Below are 16,808 nucleotides of genomic sequence, written 5' to 3'. Positions count from 1 at the left end.
GGGCGCTCAGACGAGCCCCAGGGAGCGCTTGAGGAAGTCCACCTGGAGCAGCAGCAGGTTCTCGGCGACCTGCTCCTGCGGAGTCATGTGGGTGACCCCGGACAGCGGCAGCACCTCGTGCGGGCGGCCGGCGGCGAGCAGGGCGGAGGACAGCCGCAGGGCGTGGGCGACCACCACGTTGTCGTCGGCCAGACCGTGCACGATCATCAGCGGCCGGTGCGGCTCGGCGGGCGAGGACAGGCCCTCGTCGGTGACCAGGGAACTGCGGGCGTACGGCTCCGGATGCGCGGCCGGGTCGCCCAGATACCGCTCGGTGTAGTGGGTGTCGTACAGCCGCCAGTCGGTGACCGGGGCGCCCGCGATGCCGGCGTGGAAGACGTCCGGGCGGCGCAGCACGGCCAGGGCGGCCAGGTAGCCGCCGTAGGACCAGCCGCGGATCGCCACCCGGTCGAGGTCGAGCGGGTGGGTCTTCGCGAGGTCGTGCAGGGCCTCGATCTGGTCGTCGAGGGTGACCGTGAAGTCGTGGTGGACGGCCTTCTCCCAGGCGGGGGAGCGGCCCGGGGTGCCCCGGCCGTCGGCGACGACCACCGCGAAGCCCTGGTCGGCGAACCACTGGGAGGTGAGGTGCGCGTTGTGCGCGGCGACCACGCGGGAGCCGTGCGGACCGCCGTACGGATCCATGAGCACGGGGAGGAGAGTGTCACCGGGGTAGTCCGTAGGCATAAGCACGGCGCACGGAATTCGGCGTGCGCCCCCCTGGGTGAGGGTCACGCGCGGGGACAAACCGGGATCTTCGGCGTGGGAGCGGACAGTGGCGACGGTCTTGCCCTCGCGCAGCACCCGCGCCCGGGCGCCGGGCCGGTCGAGCGTGGCGGAGACGAGCACGGTCACGCTCCCGGCGCGCACGGCGGAGTGCACGCCGGGCTCCTGGCTCACGCGCTCCACGCCGAGCTCGTTGACCCGGTAGACGTGCACCTCGCCGGTCTCGGGCGCGGCGGCCTCCTCCCCGGCCGAGGCGGAGACCAGCACGTCGTCGTCCGACACGTCCAGCACGGCCCGCACGTGCAACTGCGTTCCGGTGAGCGGTCGTTCGCCGACCGCCAGCACCCGCGCGCCGCCCTCGTCCTCGATCCGCACGAGCTGTCCGGAGGGGGACCAGCACGGCACCCCGGGGAAAAGATCAAGCCAACTTGGATCTTCGTCGGCGTGCACCATGCGGGTGGCCCCGGTGTCGGGGTCCACGGCCAGGTACAGCTGGCTGCGCTGGTCGCGCGCCTGTACGAGCAGCAGCGGCGCCCCGGCCTCTGACCAGTGCACACGAGCCAGATACGGGTAGCGGGTGCGATCCCAGACGACCTCCGCACGGCTTCCTTCGAGCCCGAGCACGAACAGCCGTACGTCCGCGTTGGCGGTACCGGCGGCCGGGTAGCGGACCCGGTTCGGTTCCCGCCCCGGGTGCGCCGGGTCGGAGATCCACCACTGCCCCACCGGCGTGTCGTCCACGCGCGCCACGAGCAGCCGGTCCGACTCCGGCGCCCACCAGAAGCCCCGGTGGCGGTCCATCTCCTCGGCCGCGATGAACTCCGCGAGACCGTAGGCGACGCCCTCCGACTCCGGTTCGGCGAGCGCCCGGTCGCCCTCCCCCTCGGCGCCCACGACCCGCAGGGCGCCGTCGGCGACGTAGGCGACGTGCCGCCCGTCAGGGGCGGGGCGGGGGTCGATCACCGGCCCGGGGGCGGGCAGTTCACGTGCCGCACCCGTCCGCAGCTCGGTCGTGAAAAGCCGCCCTGACAAGGCGAAAGACGCCAACTCCACAGCAATGTCGGTGGCGTACCCGACGATGCCGGCGCCGCCCTCGCGAGTCCTTTCCCGGCGCGCCCGCTCCTCGGAGGACAGGTGCTCGGAGGCGCCGCCGAGGAGGACGCGAGGATCGGCGGCCACACGCTCCTGGCCGTCCGCGAGGTCGAGCACCCAGAGGGAGTTGGCCCGGTCGGTTCCGGAGCCGGAGCGCAGGAACACGACGCGGGAGGCGTCGGGCGCCACGGTGAACGCGCGCGGCGCGCCGAGCGTGAACCGCTGGGTACGGGCGTGCCGTCGGGGGAAGGAGACAGGCTCTGTCGTCATGCCATGACCATATTGGCCATGCGCCCCCTTGTGCGGCCGTGCGCCACTCGATGCGCGCGTGCGGATAGTTATGATCGTTAGCGCATAGTGGGTATGAACCTGCTGCCCCCTGTGTGGATCTATCTGCCCCCATAGTCCGACGACCCCCGACACCCCCCGCGTCCCGGGACCTTTGGAGGTGAGCCGCCGTGGCACTCTCGATTTCGGCGGTGGTGCTGCTGGCGATCATCGTCTTCCTGCTGATCAAGAAGTCCGGCCTCAAGGCAGGCCACGCGATCGTGTGCATGCTCCTGGGCTTCTACCTCGCCTCCTCCACGGTCGCCCCGACGATCAGCGAACTGACGTCGAACATCGCGGGGATGATCGGCGGCATCAAGTTCTGACCCGGTCCAGCTCCTCGTACCGCTGGGCGCGGGTCTGCCGGTCGCGGATGCCCCGTGCGCGGCGCCGGACGACGCCGTCGTCGAGTGGGAGATGTACTTCGAGGCCCCCGCTATGTCGCTCCCGTTCTCAACGACGGCATCGGGGTGTTCGCCGTCTCGGACGGACTGACCAGCGCGCTCGCCGGCGCTGCTCTTGTGGTCCTGGAGGGCTCGCCCGGTTCGCGGCACCTGCCGACAGTGCGGCCGGCGGCCTCCGCCTTTACTGCCGGCACCACTGACGAGAGCCGAGGCGTCGCCGCAGTCCTCAGACTTCGGACGCGTACGACACGAAGTGAGCCCAGGCCCTCGGCATCATCGCGAGTCGGGGGCCGTCGATGTTCTTGGAGTCGCGGACGTGGACGGTGCCGGGCTCGGTGGCGATCTCGACGCAGGAGTCGCCCTCGCTGCTGCTGCTGTAGCTGCTCTTGAACCACGCCAGGTTGGAGGCGTCCCCGGACGAGGTGTTGCGGATCATGTCTCCCCCAGCAGTTGCTCGACGAACGCGGTCGACTCACGAGGCGTGAGAGCCTGCGCCCGGATGATGCCATACCGGAGTTCCAGAATACGGAGCTGCCTGGGGTCGGAGACCGGTCGACCGCTGGCAACGGCTGGTGAACGCCCCACCATCGAGCCGTCCTCGAATTTCAGGACCTCGATGCCGCCAGCCAGGCCGGCGTGCTCCTCACGGTCCATCGGCATCACTTGCAACTCGACGTTTCGCAACTGCCCGACCTCAAGTAGATGCTCCAACTGGTGGCGCAGATTCGCCTTCCCGCCCAGCGGGCGTCGCAGTGTCCACTCCTCCAGGACGAAGCTGAGTTCAGGCGCTGGGTTTCGCTCGAAGATGGCCTTGCGTGCCACGCGAGCGGCCATGAACCGCTCCACCTCGTCTGCTGAATAGGCGGGGCGCCGCATGAGAAGCAGCCCGCGCGCGTACTCCGGCGTCTGCAACAACCCATGGATGTTCAGTGGGTCGTAGAGCTGCAGCTCAACCGCCCGCGCCTCCATCTGCGCCAGGTCCCGTACCTTCTTCGGGTACCGGACCTTCTTCACGTCCTCCTTCATCGCCGAGATGAGCCCACCGGCGCTCAGCACCTCGTCCGCCATGTCCAGGTACTCGGGCCGGGGGATCCGCTTCCCGCTCTCGATCTTGTAGACCAGGTCGTCGCCGTACCCGACCGCCGCGCCGAACTCGGGGACGCGCATCCCGACTGCCTCCCGCCGCAGCCTCAACTGCCGTCCCACGGTGGCCACTACGGCAAGTGCCCAGTCGTCGTCCGGGTCCACCTCCCACCCCGGCTCGTCCGTCGTCTCCGAGTCGACCCGGGTCCGTACCGCCTCGCCGTCCACCGACATGCGCGCCCCTCCGTAGTGCCGTGCCGTACCCGTAGGAACGCCGTCGACAGCTTGGACAGCACCGGACAAGCCATGGACAGTGACCCTACGCAACGATGTGATTACTCATCACGGTAAGCCTGTGCGGCCACGCTGAGTGACGTGAATCAGGAAATTGCCGAGACCACGGCCCAACTCGACACCGACATCCACAACTTCAGCGTGCTCCTGTCGTCCACCCCGCGAGGCGCGCGCCTGGCCCGGCTGCTCGCCGCCGACCAGCTCCGCAAGTGGGAACTCCCGGTCGAGGCGGCGAGCCACGTCGTGGCCGAGCTGGCGGCGAACGCGGCCACCCACGGCCGGCTCCCCGGCCGCAGCTTCCGCCTGACGCTCTACGTGGTCGGCAGCACGCTCCGTATCGAAGTCACCGACACACGCGGTGACCGTCGCCCGAAGCTCCAAGAGCCGGACACGGACGCCGAGTCGGGCCGTGGCCTGCTGCTCGTGGACGCCCTCGCCGACCGCTGGGGCGTGACCGAGGGGCGCTTCCAGCGCAAGACGATCTGGGCCGAACTGTGCTTGCCGCAACCAGAACCCGCCCCCACGGGTTCCGGTGCCGTCGACGCCTGAAAACAAAGGAACGACGGGGAGAAAGAACCCGCACCAAGCCCCACCCCTCCCGCCCGTGGCCCGCGCTCACTCGGGAGGGTGAACATCCCTGGCTCGGCTGGATTTCACAGCCCCCAGCGGCCCTACGCTCAGCGCAACGCAGCAACACAACCGCAAACATGCGACGGCCCCCGCCGGGACTGCCATCCCAGTGCGAGGGCCTGACCACCGAGGAAGAGGCAACTTCCCGATGGGTATCCAGAACCCTAGCGTGCCCCCGCACGTCCAGTCCCGTACTGCGGACGACAAGCACCCGAACCGGGGCCGCCACACCGGCGGCCTGGTGCACGACAACACCCGCCACACCACCCGCTTCACGGTGGTCGGCAACCACCTGGCCCAGCACCCCGAGCTGTCCCTGCTCGCGATCGGGCTCGGCGTGCACCTCCAGTCGCTGCGGAAGGGCGCCCGGGTCGACATCAAGACCCTCGCCGCGCGCTTCCCCGAGGGGGCCACCCTTATCGCCGCCGCCCTGCGCGAGCTGGAGGCCCACGGTTATCTGCGCCGCGTCCGCGAACGCGTACCTGGCGGCCGTATCGTCACGCGGACGATCTCCTGCAACCAGCCGGCCGCGGCCCGCCACCATCACGCCGACGCACCCGACCCCGCTCCCGATCGCCCCGCCCGACCGGCGACGGCACCGACGCAGCACGAGAACCGCGGGAAGCGTGAGGAACGCGAGAACCACGAGAACCGCGACGAGAGCGGCGAGGAGCACGAGAGCGGCGGCGAGAAACAAGCGACGTGCGAGACGGGCAGGCCGCGCGAGAAGCGGCCGCCCCGCAAGCCGCTGCCCGCCGTCCCCCGCCCCGCGTACCCCGCCCCCGCACTCCTCCAGGCGGCCACCGACCTCCTCGCGGACCTGCGCCGCCACGACCCCCGCCTGCTCCTCTCCGCCTGCGACACCGCGCACCTGGCCCCGGGCGTCGCCGCCTGGCTGGAGCGCGAGGCGGGCCCGGCGGCCGTACGCCACGCCCTGACCGCCGACCTCCCACCCGAGGGACTGCGACGGCCCGCCGCCCTCCTGGCCCACCGCCTCACGACCCAGCTCCCGCCCCCGCCCCCGTTCCGCGCCCCGAGCACCCCACCGCCCGTACACCACCCACTCCAGAACTGCCCCGGCTGCGACCGCGCCTTCCGCGCCCCCGAACCCGGCCGCTGCCGCGACTGCCGGACCTCCTCCCCGGAGGCCGCCCAGTACGTAGCCGCATCCTGAACACCCCGACCAATACCGTCCCCGAGGCGCTCGTTCGAGCACCCCATGAGCACTCAGGTCGATCACGCTCACGCGCTGGACGGCCCTGCGGGTCAATGCGCCTGGCACCCCTGGATGTCGTCGTTGCAGTCGTCCACGTCAGCAGGGGCGATGGTGTTCAGCCGCCACAGGATGATGCCGTCCGTGCCCCGCTGGGCGGGTGTGATCCGAACGGTGAAGGGGGCGCCGGCCGGGATGTTGAACTGGTCCGCCGCGCGGTCGCCGCACTCCACCTCGTACTCGCTCTCCGACCCGCCCCGTTGGAGAGTCAGGGCGATGGAGGGGGCGGTGGGGGTCCGGCAGGCGACGTCGAAGGTGTAAGGGCGGCCGCCCTTTGCTGCGAACGTCTTGGTCAGCCCCTGTTCCAGGCGTTCCATTCCCTCGTCGACGCGCGAGGCGCCATCGGGCTCCACGGCGTTCAGGGCGCGCGTGGCCCGCCGCATCGCGTCTTCCTGCTCCTCCTTTCCCGCCCGGGCCGGGGCAGGTGAGGGGGCGGCCGGTGCGGAGGGCTGTTCCTCGCAGGCACTCGCCAGGGCCGTCACGGAGAGGGCAACGGCGAGTGCGAAGGCATGACGTGCTCGCATCGGGCTCCAGTCATCGTCGTCTCCCTGCGTGACGTGTCGTGAAGTAGGAGCTCTGCGAGCGGGTGCAGGTTGCCGGTGCATGGCGCTCAGTCGGCGATCCTCTGGGAATTGAGTACGAGCGCTCATACCGAGTCGGTCGGCGCGCAGCGAGGATCGGTCACGACTGGTGCGGACGAAAGGACCAACGTTGAACCCGAGTACATACGCAAGGCCGCACGGCCCCCGCCCGCCGGCGCCCCGCCGCGCCCGGACCGGCGTCGCCGTACTGGCTGCCGTTCTGTGGGGGCTGACACTGGTGTCCTGTGCCTGGCTGGCGTATCTGGTCGGCGTGGTGGTCGTGTCGGCTGTGACGGAGGGGGCGTCCGCCGGGGGCTTCCTGCTGTGGTGCGCCCTGATCGTCGCCGCCGCCGTGGGTGCGCTGACCGCGCTTGCCTTCGCACCCGGCGTCCGCCGGCTGACCCCGGAGAGCCGCCTGCTCCTGCTGGGAGCACTGGCCTGCCCCGCGCCCACTCTCCTCGCGATCTTCACCTGGATGGGGCTCACCTGAGGTTCGGCGGCGCGTGTGAGGCGCCGGCCGTCCGACCGCGTGGCCCGCCGGTCACAGCACAGCGCCCCTCGATGTCGTCTGATCCACCGCGGGGCGCCGAGCTGTGTTATGGTTAGGGCGTTGCAGTTGTGGTACCCATGAACCTATGTGCGCCTGACGGGAATGCTTCTCCTTTAGGCGCATTATTTGTTTTTCCGGCATCTCCGGATGGGGCCTCTGCCTACAGAAGGAGAAGGTCATGGCACAGGGAACCGTGAAGTGGTTCAACGCCGAAAAGGGTTTCGGCTTCATTCAGCAGGACGGCGGCGGCCCCGACGTCTTCGCTCACTACTCGAACATCGCCACCCAGGGCTTCCGTGAGCTCCAGGAGGGCCAGCGGGTCTCCTTCGACGTCACGCAGGGCCAGAAGGGCCCGCAGGCGGAGAACATCGTCCCCGCCTGACCGCCGGACGCGTATCCGCTCACCGGGGTCCGCACCGTCATGGTGCGGACCCCGGTTTGTGCTGTTTTCAGGAAGGCAGACAACCGCATGGCCCGCAGACCCCAGAAGCCGAACCGGCGCGCCTCGTCACCCCCACCGTCCGTCTCGTCGCCGAGGGAATTCCGGCTGCCGGAAAGCACGACCCCCGCTCTTCCCGCCGTCGAGGACTTCGCCGGTCTGGACATGCCCGCGGGGCTGCTGAAGACCCTCACCGCGCAGGGCGTGACCACCCCTTTCCCGATCCAGGCCGCCACGCTGCCCAACTCGCTCGCCGGCCGTGACCTGCTGGGACGGGGACGCACCGGCTCCGGCAAGACCCTGGCGTTCGGGCTGGCGCTCCTGGCCCGTACGGCCGGACTGCGCGCGGAGCCCAAGGCGCCCCTCGCCCTGGTGCTGGTGCCCACCCGTGAACTCGCCCAGCAGGTGACGGACGCCCTGACCCCCTACGCGACGGCGGTGAACCTCCGGCTGGCCACCGTGGTCGGCGGGCTGTCCATCACCAAGCAGGCCGGTGCGCTCCGGCGCGGCGCCGAGGTGGTCGTGGCGAGTCCCGGCAGGCTCAACGACCTCGTCGAACGCGGGGACTGCGTGCTCGACAGCGTACGCATCACGGTGCTGGACGAAGCCGACCAGATGACGGACATGGGCTTCCTGCCACAGATCACCAAGCTGATCCGGCAGGTGCGGCCCGACGGACAGCGCATGCTCTTCTCGGCCACCCTGGACCACAACATCGACCGCCTGGTACAGCGGTTCCTGACCGACCCCGTGGTGCACTCCGTGGACCCGTCCGCCGGAGCGGTGACCACCATGGAGCACCACGTGCTCCACGTCCAGGACGAGACCGACAAGAAGGCCGTCACCACGCGCATCGCGGCCCGTGACGGCCGGGTCATCCTCTTCCTCGACACCAAGAGGTCGGCGGACCGGCTCGCCAAACGGCTCCTGGCCGTCGGTGTCCGTGCGGCGGCACTGCACGGGGGCCGCTCCCAGCCGCAGCGCAACCGCACCCTGGAACAGTTCAAGAACGGCCAGGTCACCGCGCTGGTGGCGACGAACGTCGCGGCCCGGGGCATACACGTCGACGACCTCGACCTCGTCGTGAACGTCGATCCCCCGGCCGACCACAAGGACTACCTCCACCGGGGCGGCCGCACGGCCCGCGCCGGCGGCTCCGGCAGCGTGGTCACGCTGGTCCTGCCCGACCAGAAACGGGACGTCACCCGGCTCATGTCGGACGCGGGCATCCGCCCCCGGGCGGCCCGCATCACGTCGAGCGACGCGGAACTGGCCACCATCACCGGAGCCCGCGAGCCGTCCGGCGTGGCCGTCACCATCGAGATCCCCCGGCCCACGACACCGGCGGCGCCCCGCACGGACCGGAAGACCGGTACCGAGCCCGGCAGGCGGTCCGGCCGCCGACGCCGAAACGGCGGCGGGACCGGAGTGGCGACAGGTGCGACGGGGGGCCGGGGCCCGGACCGCCGGGCCGAGGCCGGGACGGCAGCAGCCGGTGGCACCTCCGCAGCCGGCGGGCGCGCAGCAGCCGGTGACACCTCCGCAGCCGGCGGGCGCGGTGCTTCCCGCCGGGCGGGAGCCGCCAAGCCCACGGGTGGTGACGGTGGTGCGGGCGTCCGCGGTTCCGGCCGCCGGACCGCGACGGGTACGGCGAAGGGCGCTTCCTCCGGCAAGGCTGTCCGCGGCTCCGGCCGACGGGCCGCGGCCGGCGGAGCCACGGGCGGCGCTGCCGGCACCGGCGGTCGTGGCTCCGGCCGAGGCGACCGTCGCACCCCGGCCGGGTAGCTGGAACCAGGGCCTGTCCGGCGGAGCTTGGGAGAGCGGTCGGCTGCAAGGCGGAGGAGGGCGTCGGCGCGAGGGGTCCCCTGCGCCCACGCCGAGCCCTGCGGCGCCGGGGAGGCGGCCAGGGAGCGCACGGGGCCTCGTAGGGTGGGACCCATGACGGAACGGGCCGCTCGGCGGCTGATGCTGGTGCATGCGCACCCCGATGACGAGTCGATCAACAACGGGGCGACCATGGCGCGGTACGCCGCCGAGGGTGCCCGGGTGACCCTGGTGACCTGCACGCTGGGGGAGCGGGGCGAGGTCATCCCGGCCGAGCTGGGGCATCTGAGCGGGGCCGCTCTCGGAGCGTACCGGCGGCAGGAACTCGCCGCCGCCATGCGGGAGCTCGGGGTCGAGGACTTCCGGCTGCTCGGCGGGGCCGGGCGGTACCAGGACTCCGGGATGATGGGGCTCGCCGACAACGACGACCCCGGCTGTCTCTGGCAGGCCGACGTCGACCGGGCCGCCGAGCATCTCGTCGCCGTGATCCGTGAGGTGCGGCCGCAGGTTCTCGTCACCTATGACGACAACGGCGGCTACGGCCACCCCGACCACATCCAGGCCCACCGCATCGCCATGCGCGCCGCCGACCTGGCCGCCGATCCCGCCGTACGGCCCGACCTCGGCGAGCCCTGGCGGATCGCCAAGGTGTACTGGAACCGGATGCCGCGTTCCGCCGCCGAGGCCGCCTTCGCCCGGCTGGGGGACGACTTGCCCGGGCTGCCGTTCAGCGCGTCCGCTGCCGTCGACGACGTTCCCGGCGTCGTGGACGACGAGCGGGTCACCACCCGGATCGACGGCAGCGCCTACGCCGCCGCCAAGGCCGCCGCCATGCGGGCGCACGCCACCCAGATCGAGGTCGCCGAGCCGTACTTCGTTCTGTCCAACCAGCTTGCCCAGCCCGTCTTCACCACCGAGTACTACGAGCTGGTGCGGGGGGAACAGGCCGGTGACGTGGAGACCGATCTTTTCACCGGGACCGAGGAGGCGGCGTCGTGAGTTCGGGCGGACCGGGTTCCATGCTCGCGCAGCCCCTCAAGCCTCCCTCCGCCGGGCGGATCGTCGCCTATCTGGGGCTCTTCCTGCTCGGCGCCGTGGTCGCGGTCGCGGGGGCGCTCGTGCAGGCCGCCTGGTTCCCCGGCGGGCTGCTGCTCGCGCTCGCCGGTGCCGCCGGGCTGTTCCTCGGCGGGGCGCGGGCCGCGGGCAGCCGGGGCGGGGCCGTGGCGGGTGCCGCCGGCTGGATCGTCATGGTCGTCCTGCTCACCGTCAGCCGTCCGGAGGGGGACTTCATGTTCGCGGCCGGCGGCGGCTCCTATCTCTTCCTGCTCGGCGGCATGGCCCTTGCTGTGATCTGCGCCACTCTGGGGCGCGGGCGGCAACCCGACGGCGACGGCGTCCGACTTGGCAAATGACGTACCACTTCTTCCCGCGCTGCCCGTGCGGGTCCGGTGCGGTTTTCCCCGGCGGTCCCGGGAAACGGGCCGGACGTGGCCAGTATGGTGGTGCGCGCCGCCGAGCCGCCCGCGCTGAGGTCGAAACGGGCGGTGGAGCCAACCGGGAGAACCTGCCTTGAGTCGTGAAACTGACACTCCGTCCTCCGGGCCCAACGGGCGCGGCGGACCCGCCTACCCCTCGGGGACCCCGCCGTACGGCATCCCGGCGGTGTCCGACGACCGTGCGGACGCGGGCCGTTCGGCCGCGCAGCCGGAGGAACGCAAGACCGAGACCACGCTGACCACCCGGATCCGGATCAACATCCCCGGATCCAGGCCGATTCCGCCGGTGGTCATGCGCACGCCCGTCTCCTCGAGCAATTCCGAGAGCAGGGCCGAGGACACCGCCGGGGCGGGCACCGGCGGCGAGGCGCAGCAGCCGCCGGCCGCCCCGGCGGCCAAGGCCCCCGTGGAGCCGGCCGCCGAACCCGCGGCGCCGGCCGAGGAGAAGCCGACCAGCGACTGGTTCGCGCCTCGCAAGCCCCAGGCGGGCAAGGGCGGTCAGGGCGGCGGCTCCACCAACGAGGCCGGAACGGCCGGTGGTTCGCCCGCGTCGAGCGGGTCCGGCACGGGTTCCTCCGGTACGGGTGCCGGGTCCTCGGGCGCGGGCTCTTCCGGCGCCCGCCCCGGCGGCGTGGTCGGCTCCGTGGGCGTGCCCGGCGCGGCGAACGGCTCCCGGCCCGGGGGTGCCTCCGGTTCCGGCTCCGCCAAGGGCACCGGGCTGTCCGGCGCCACCGGCGGCCCCGTCGCCCCCGGCCACGGCGGCGGCACCGGCTCCTTCGACGTGACCGAGGCGCTGGCGGCGGGCCCGCGGCCCGGCGGCCCCCGCCCCGGTTCCGGCGGTGGCGGTGGCGAGCCGCGCCGCGACGACCTGCCGTACTTCTCCGAGAACGGGCACGGCGGCCAGAACGGGCAGGCCGGGCAGGGCGGTTACGGCGGACAGGGTGGCCCGAACGGTCCCAGCGACTTCAACGGGACCGGCGGACCTGGCGGGCCGGGCGGTCCGCAGGGGCCCGCGGGCCCGACCGGCGGCCCGGTCACCGGTGACGGCCGGCTGCGGCCGAACGCCGGCGGCGGACCCGCGGGACGCCCGGGCGGCGCTCCCGGCGCTCCGGGCGCGCACACCGCGCGCCCGGGTGGCGGCCTGAGCGACGACACCGCGGTCCTCACCCCGCAGAAACTCGCGCCGGAGCCCGGCACGCCGGGTTACGGCGGCCGGCCGGGCAACGTCTCCGGCCACACCGTCACCAGCGGCATGCCGGTCATCACGCCCGGCGTGGGCGAGCCGTTCGGTTCGGGCGCCGCCGGCGGCGGACCGATGTCGCACACCCCGCCGGGCATGCCCCGGCCGGCCCCGAAGAGCGCCGCCGCGTCCGGTGCCGGCGCGCCCAAGACCGCCAAGAAGAAGGGCCGCGGCAAGCTGCCCCTGCTCGTCGGCGGCGTGGTCGTCGTGGCCGGTGTCGCCTACGGCGCCGGGCTGCTGATGAACCGCTCCGACGTGCCCAAGGGCACCACCGTGCTCGGCGTCGACATCGGCGGCGGCACTCGCGACGACGCGGTCAAGAAGCTCGACGACGCCTTCGGCAAGCGGGTGAACCAGCCGCTGAAGCTGTCGGTCGACGGCAAGACGGTCACCCTCAAGCCGGACCAGGCCGGGCTCCAGTTCGACACCCAGGCCACGGCCAGCGCGGCGGCGACGAGCGACTACAACCCCGTCTCGGTGATCGGCTCCCTGTTCGGCAACCACCGCGAGGTCGAGCCGCAGATGCCGGTCGACGAGGAGAAACTGCAGGTCGCCCTGCAGAACGCCTCGGGCGGCGCCGGCTCGGTGACCGAGGGCGGCATCAAGTTCGCGTCCGGCAAGGCCGTCGCCGTCTACGGCAAGCCGGGCAAGGGCATCGACGCGGCCCGTTCGACCGAGGCGGTCCGGCAGGCGTACCGCACCCAGGTGGAGACGGGCTCCGCCGCACCGGCCCGGCTGCCCACCACCACCCGGCAGCCCACGGTCTCCAACGCCGAGGTCGACCGGATGATGAAGGAGTTCGCGGAGCCGGCGATGTCCGACAGGGTGACGGTCATGACGGACCCGGCGCACTCGGTGCCGTTCAGCCCGCAGAACTCGCTGTGGAAGTTCCTCAGGGTGAAGGCCGTGAACGGCAAGCTCGTCGACAGCCCCGACCTGAAGTCGCTCAAGGAGCTCTATGGGCAGACCTTCGACGGCGTGCTGATCACCCGGGGCACCGGGAAGAAGACCGCCGTCACTCCCCAGGACGTATACGTCGCCCTGCGCCAGGCCCTGACGAGCAAGACCAACCGGGTGGGCGTCATCGACACCAACCCCGGCTAGGCGCCTCACCGCTGCGAGAGGGCACCCGGTCCGCACGGACGCGGGTGCCCTCTCGTCGTGTCACCCCGCGCGCATGACATCTGTCATCCGGCAGTCAGGACCCCCGGCACTGCCGGGCGCCCCCGCCCCTCGGCCAGCATGATGGCCATGACAACGACAGCGGAGACCGCCGCCACGACCACGGTGGTGGGGTTCGACCAGGTGACCAAGAGCTACGGCGACGCACGGGCCGTGGACGGGCTGACCCTCGCCCTGCACCCGGGCGAGACCGTGGCCCTGCTCGGCCCGAACGGCGCCGGCAAGTCGACCACCCTCGACCTGCTGCTGGGCCTCAAGCACGCCGACAGCGGCACGGTCAGCGTGTTCGGTACCAGCCCGCGCGAGGCGATCGTCGCCGGGCGGGTGGGCGCCATGCTGCAGAGCGGCGGGCTGATGGAGGAGGTCACCGTCGCCGAACTGGTACGGCTCGCCTGCGCCCTGCACCCCAGGCGGTACGAGGTCGACGACGTGCTGGCCCGGGCCGGTATCTCCAAGATCGCCGACCGCAAGGTCAACAAGCTCTCCGGCGGCCAGGTCCAGCGCGTCCGCTTCGCCCTCGCCACCGCCGGCGACAGCGACCTGATCGTCCTGGACGAGCCGACCACCGGCATGGACGTCTCCGCCCGCCAGGCCTTCTGGGCCACCATGCGCGAGCAGGCCGACCAGGGCCGTACGGTCCTGTTCGCCACCCACTACCTGGAGGAGGCGGACGCCATCGCCGACCGGGTGCTCGTCCTGCACCGGGGCCGGCTGCTGGCCGACGGCACCGCCGCCGAGATCAAGGCCAAGGCGGGAGCGCGCCGCGTCTCCTTCGACCTTCAGGGCCCGGTCGACGAGACCGCCCTGCGCGGCCTGCCCTTCCTGACCTCCATCACTGCGTCGAACAGCGGCTCCGCCGCGGAGTCCGGCCAGACCGTCCGCATCCAGTCCTCCGACGCCGACGCCACCGTCCACGCCCTCTACGGGCTCGGCGTGTACCCCCGCAACCTCGAAGTCGCCGGGCTCGGGCTCGAGCAGGCGTTCGTCGCCATCACCGAGGCCGAGGAGGCCAAGCAGTCATGAGCAGTCTCGTCAGGCTGGAACTCACCCGCGCCCTGCGCAACCGCAAGTTCCTGTTCTTCTCCATGCTCTACCCCTCGATCCTGTTCCTGATCATCGCCGGCAACGTGGACGACGTGACCGAGGTCGGCGGCAGCGGCCTGACCCTGCCGACGTACATGATGGTCTCGATGGCCTCCTTCGGCGCCCTGACCGCCGTCCTCATGGGCAACAGCGAGCGCATCGCCAAGGAGCGCGAGAGCGGCTGGGTACGGCAGCTGCGGCTGACCTCCCTGCCCGGGCACGGCTACGTCCTCGCCAAGACCGCCGGTGCCGCCGTGGTGAGCCTGCCGTCCATCGTCGTCGTCTTCGCGGTCGCCGCCGCCGTCAAGCACGTACGCCTCGACGCCTGGCAGTGGCTCGCCCTCACCGGCGCGATCTGGGCCGGCAGCCTGGTCTTCGCCGCCCTCGGGGTCGCCATCGGCTACCTCGCCACCGGTGACGCGGTCCGGCCGATCACCATGATCGTCTACTTCGGCCTGTCGATGCTCGGCGGCCTGTGGATGCCGGCGACCACCTTCCCGCAGTGGCTGCAGGACATCGCCGAGTGGCTGCCCACCCACGCGTACGCTGCACTGGGGCAGGCCATCGAACAGAGCCGGGCCCCGCACACCCAGGACATCGCCGTCCTCGTCGTCTCCTTCGCCCTGTTCGCGGGCGGCGCGGCCTGGCTGTACCGGAAGGACACGCTGAAGGCGTGAGCGCTTCGACGGAGGACCGGGTGCGGGAAGAGGCCCGTACGAAGTGGGCGATACACATGGGAGAGCCCCCGCGCGACATCCGCGAGGCACGGTGGAAGAGCCTGTGGATCGGCATCTGGCTGCTGTTCCTCAGCCCATCGGTGCACGACCTGGCCTCCGGCCGCCACACCCTCGCCGGCACCGTGGCCGGCGGGGTGGGCCTGGCGGCCTTCGTCGTGGTCTACCTGGCGGTGGTCTTCCGCCACATGGGCCGCCCCGCCGGCCGGACCATGGACCAGCGGTACGTCGGCGGACTGATCGCCGGGATGGGCGCGCTCGCCCTCGTGCTGAGCCTCACGCTCGGCGCGCACTGGCTCGGCCTGTTCGTCTACGTCTCGGTCTCCTGCGGGACGGCGCTCTCCCTGCGCACGACGTACTGGACGATCCCGCTGACCGGTGCCGTGATGGTGCTGACCGCCCTGTACCTCGGCGACAGGGACATCTGGCAACTGCTCCTGCTCGTCGTCCTCATCGGCTTCGCCATGACCGGCGTACGGCAACTCGTGCGCACCACGATCGAGCTGCGCCAGGCCCGCGCCACCGTCGCCCAGCTCGCCGCCAACGAGGAACGGCTGCGCCTCGCCCGCGACCTGCACGACCTGCTCGGGCACTCCCTCTCCCTGATCACGCTGAAGAGCGAGCTGGCCGGCCGCATGCTGCCCGGCCACCCCGACAAGGCCGCCCAGCAGGTCGCCGACATCGAACAGGTCAGCCGCCAGGCGCTGGTGGACGTCCGCGAGGCGGTCACCGGCTACCGTCGCCCCCGCCTGTCCGCCGAACTGGCGGGCGCCCGGGTGGCGCTCACGGCCGCCGACGTCACCGCGGACGTACCCGCCGAACCCGACCTCACCGGCGTCCCCGAGGAGAGCGAGTCCGCCCTCGCCTGGGCGCTGCGCGAGGCGGTCACCAACGTCGTACGGCACAGCGGCGCGCGCCGCTGCACGGTGGACCTGGTCCGCCGCCAGACCCTGGACGGTCCGCTCCTCGAACTCTCCGTCGAGGACAACGGCTCGGGTGGCTCCGGCAAGGGCCCCGGCAACGGTCTGGCGGGCCTGACCGAGCGCCTGGAGAAGGCGGGCGGACAGCTGGAGGCGGGCCGCGTCAAGCGCGGCTTCCGGCTCGTCGCCCGCGTGCCGCTCACACCCGCCGTGGACGTAGGATCCCCGGCATGAGCCGCACGATCAAGGTCCTCCTGGCCGAGGACCAGTCGATGGTCCGCGAGGCACTGGCCGCCCTGCTCGGCCTCGAGGACGACATCGAGGTCGTCGCCCAGGTGTCGCGCGGGGACGAGGTCGTGGCGGCGGCACACGCGCACGACGTCGACGTGGCCCTGCTCGACATCGAGATGCCCGGCTGCACCGGCATCGAGGCCGCCGCCCGGCTCCACAAGGAACTCCCCGCGCTGAAACTGGTCGTACTCACCACCTTCGGCCGCCCCGGCCACCTGCGCAGCGCCATGGAGGCGGGCGCCGACGCCTTCCTGGTCAAGGACGCCCCGGCCGCCCAACTCGCGGAAGCGGTCCGCAAGGTCCTGACCGGCGAGCGGGTCATCGACCCCACCCTGGCAGCCGCGGCCCTGGCGGACGGCGCCAACCCCTTGACCGACCGCGAACGCGAGGTCCTCCGAGCCGCGGCAGACGGCTCCACCAACGCGGAACTGGCCGCCACCCTCCACCTCTCCCAGGGCACGGTCCGCAACTACCTCTCCACAGCAATCCAGAAACTGGCGGCACGAAACAGGACGGAGGCGGTACGCATAGCGAGGGAGAAGGGCTGGTTGTGACTCAACCTGCGGGCAGTCGTGCCTCCCCCCAAGCTCTTCGAGCAGGGGC

At 72.0% G+C, this 16,808-nt stretch carries 17 protein-coding genes; 13 read left to right on the top strand and 4 right to left on the bottom strand.

What is annotated here, in order from left to right; genetic code table 11:
* Positions 1–6: 6 nt before the first annotated feature.
* Positions 7–2,124 carry an alpha/beta fold hydrolase gene (locus tag ACX25U_RS12535; RefSeq protein ID WP_454391552.1) on the bottom strand — a complete coding sequence of 706 codons (2,118 nt, stop codon included), beginning with the start codon at positions 2,122–2,124 and terminating at the stop codon, positions 7–9.
* A gap of 188 nt (positions 2,125–2,312) precedes the next feature.
* Between ACX25U_RS12535 and ACX25U_RS12530 the strand changes: the two genes are divergently transcribed.
* Entirely contained in the window at positions 2,313–2,507 is a 195-nt protein-coding gene (locus ACX25U_RS12530; RefSeq protein ID WP_454391550.1) for a hypothetical protein, read from the top strand.
* A gap of 304 nt (positions 2,508–2,811) precedes the next feature.
* On the opposite strand, the gene ACX25U_RS12525 is transcribed toward ACX25U_RS12530, so the two are convergent.
* Both ACX25U_RS12525 and ACX25U_RS12520 read right to left on the bottom strand, forming a co-directional pair.
* The gene (locus ACX25U_RS12525; RefSeq protein WP_454391548.1) at positions 2,812–3,021 is read right to left on the bottom strand and encodes a DUF397 domain-containing protein; all 210 of its coding nucleotides are present in this window, start codon (positions 3,019–3,021) and stop codon (positions 2,812–2,814) included.
* Positions 3,018–3,902: a helix-turn-helix domain-containing protein gene (locus tag ACX25U_RS12520; protein ID WP_454391546.1), complete on the bottom strand. Its 885-nt coding sequence runs from the start codon at positions 3,900–3,902 to the stop codon at positions 3,018–3,020. The genes ACX25U_RS12525 and ACX25U_RS12520 overlap by 4 nt, the downstream gene beginning before the upstream one ends.
* 141 nt (positions 3,903–4,043) lie before the next feature.
* Between ACX25U_RS12520 and ACX25U_RS12515 the strand changes: the two genes are divergently transcribed.
* On the top strand, positions 4,044–4,511 hold the full coding sequence (locus ACX25U_RS12515) for an ATP-binding protein (RefSeq protein ID WP_454391544.1): 468 nt from the start codon (positions 4,044–4,046) through the stop codon (positions 4,509–4,511).
* A 229-nt stretch (positions 4,512–4,740) separates the two neighbouring features.
* Positions 4,741–5,766, top strand: a complete 1,026-nt coding sequence (locus ACX25U_RS12510; RefSeq protein ID WP_454391542.1) for a helix-turn-helix domain-containing protein — start codon at positions 4,741–4,743, stop codon at positions 5,764–5,766.
* 92 nt (positions 5,767–5,858) lie between these two features.
* On the opposite strand, the gene ACX25U_RS12505 is transcribed toward ACX25U_RS12510, so the two are convergent.
* The gene (locus ACX25U_RS12505) at positions 5,859–6,389 is read right to left on the bottom strand and encodes a hypothetical protein (protein WP_454391540.1); all 531 of its coding nucleotides are present in this window, start codon (positions 6,387–6,389) and stop codon (positions 5,859–5,861) included.
* A gap of 187 nt (positions 6,390–6,576) precedes the next feature.
* Between ACX25U_RS12505 and ACX25U_RS12500 the strand changes: the two genes are divergently transcribed.
* From ACX25U_RS12500 to ACX25U_RS12455, 10 genes are all read left to right on the top strand, one after another.
* Entirely contained in the window at positions 6,577–6,936 is a 360-nt protein-coding gene (locus tag ACX25U_RS12500; RefSeq protein WP_454391538.1) for a hypothetical protein, read from the top strand.
* Positions 6,937–7,174: 238 nt separating this feature from the next.
* Complete coding sequence (locus tag ACX25U_RS12495; RefSeq protein WP_023544341.1) at positions 7,175–7,378, top strand: cold-shock protein; 204 nt, start codon at positions 7,175–7,177, stop codon at positions 7,376–7,378.
* Positions 7,379–7,465: 87 nt separating this feature from the next.
* Positions 7,466–9,220 carry a DEAD/DEAH box helicase gene (locus tag ACX25U_RS12490; RefSeq protein WP_454391536.1) on the top strand — a complete coding sequence of 585 codons (1,755 nt, stop codon included), beginning with the start codon at positions 7,466–7,468 and terminating at the stop codon, positions 9,218–9,220.
* 153 nt (positions 9,221–9,373) lie between these two features.
* Complete coding sequence (gene mshB / locus ACX25U_RS12485) at positions 9,374–10,258, top strand: N-acetyl-1-D-myo-inositol-2-amino-2-deoxy-alpha-D-glucopyranoside deacetylase (protein ID WP_454391534.1); 885 nt, start codon at positions 9,374–9,376, stop codon at positions 10,256–10,258.
* Positions 10,259–10,278: 20 nt separating this feature from the next.
* Positions 10,279–10,671: a DUF6113 family protein gene (locus ACX25U_RS12480; protein ID WP_454394237.1), complete on the top strand. Its 393-nt coding sequence runs from the start codon at positions 10,279–10,281 to the stop codon at positions 10,669–10,671.
* A gap of 157 nt (positions 10,672–10,828) precedes the next feature.
* Positions 10,829–13,099: a hypothetical protein gene (locus ACX25U_RS12475; RefSeq protein ID WP_454391532.1), complete on the top strand. Its 2,271-nt coding sequence runs from the start codon at positions 10,829–10,831 to the stop codon at positions 13,097–13,099.
* Positions 13,100–13,246: 147 nt separating this feature from the next.
* A complete protein-coding gene (locus ACX25U_RS12470) occupies positions 13,247–14,200 on the top strand; it encodes an ABC transporter ATP-binding protein (protein ID WP_454391530.1) in 954 nt (317 codons plus the stop codon).
* Positions 14,197–14,937: an ABC transporter permease gene (locus tag ACX25U_RS12465; RefSeq protein WP_454391528.1), complete on the top strand. Its 741-nt coding sequence runs from the start codon at positions 14,197–14,199 to the stop codon at positions 14,935–14,937. Before ACX25U_RS12470 ends, ACX25U_RS12465 begins: the two co-directional genes overlap by 4 nt.
* Positions 14,934–16,148, top strand: coding sequence for a sensor histidine kinase (locus tag ACX25U_RS12460; protein ID WP_454391526.1), 1,215 nt, complete (start codon positions 14,934–14,936; stop codon positions 16,146–16,148). The genes ACX25U_RS12465 and ACX25U_RS12460 overlap by 4 nt, the downstream gene beginning before the upstream one ends.
* Complete coding sequence (locus tag ACX25U_RS12455) at positions 16,145–16,759, top strand: response regulator (RefSeq protein ID WP_454391524.1); 615 nt, start codon at positions 16,145–16,147, stop codon at positions 16,757–16,759. The genes ACX25U_RS12460 and ACX25U_RS12455 overlap by 4 nt, the downstream gene beginning before the upstream one ends.
* Positions 16,760–16,808: the final 49 nt, after the last annotated feature.

The organism is Streptomyces sp. JNUCC 63 (assembly GCF_054366325.1).
The sequence above is the reverse complement of the archived record's forward strand: the minus strand, read 5'-3'. Positions and strand labels throughout refer to the sequence as shown.